This window comes from Arsenophonus sp. ENCA (genome assembly GCF_002287155.1).
Classification (GTDB): domain Bacteria; phylum Pseudomonadota; class Gammaproteobacteria; order Enterobacterales; family Enterobacteriaceae; genus Arsenophonus; species Arsenophonus nilaparvatae.
The window spans coordinates 1-855 of the sequence record NZ_NHNG01000128.1; the positions used below are offsets into that span (position 1 = coordinate 1).

The 855-nt window shown below is 39.1% G+C and carries 2 protein-coding genes; both read right to left on the reverse strand.

Annotated elements, in window-relative coordinates:
* Nucleotides 1–284: transposase zinc-binding domain-containing protein (locus CBG25_RS03610; protein ID WP_290604579.1), on the reverse strand; the 284-nt coding region annotated here is incomplete at its 3' end.
* A 114-nt stretch (nt 285–398) separates the two neighbouring features.
* Nucleotides 399–854: a replication/maintenance protein RepL gene (locus CBG25_RS03615; protein WP_290604581.1), complete on the reverse strand. Its 456-nt coding sequence runs from the start codon at nt 852–854 to the stop codon at nt 399–401.
* Nucleotide 855 lies beyond the last annotated feature (1 nt).

Genomic DNA, 855 nt, shown 5'->3' on the forward strand with positions numbered 1-855 from the left:
TCGGTGGCCTTTTTGCCGCAGCTCGGGCATCCCCGACCTTTACAGCTTTGGTAAATAAGGCGCCGATGTGGACAATGGGTATTCTCACAGCATAATTCGCGGCTTCCCATAAGTGGTGTGCCACAAGCTAGCATTTTGGTGACAACTTCTACTTCAACAGGCCTCAGTGGGTAAGTGTTTAGCAGTTCGGCCCAAGCACCGTTTCGCTGAAACAACGTTTTTAGAGGGCGAGGAGTGAATTCAGAAAGCACGGGGGTAATTTTATATGATTTCCAGAAGTTCAAGGTACCACCATTCTACCCGATATCGATTTGCAGCCGCTAGGCTGCTTCCTTGATTAGCTTAGGTTGTTAGATCAGGTGCTTGTTGGGATTGCCGTCCCTTCAAGTACCGCTAATTTAATCTTGTTTTTCTATTGCTGTAGTAAATGCAACTCTATCTCCATTAAAAATAAAATTTGGGTTAATAAAATAATCTCCTTGCTTTAAACATCTTGCGATTATTTGAGCCCCCACTAGCTCTTTAATTCCTCTAGTAAATGTTGCTTGAGATAATTTTTGACCTGAGTCAGATAAAAATTCTTCTAAAGCGTATTTATCTAATACAACTCTATCTTTGTTCATTCCTGAATTTTGCACAGTAAAAATCAATACATTTAAGGCTTTAAGCCCAGCAGAACCTAATTCAAAAGTCATCGCTATATTTTCAGCGAAAAGTTTTATAAATTTTCCTCTATCAACTTTTTTGTAAGTTGTTACATGCGTTCCTAAAACTTCTCCTGTAAGTTGATTGACTAACACATTACGATCTTTACCCATTTTTGATAATCGTATTTGTTTAGTCCCTATAGGAATC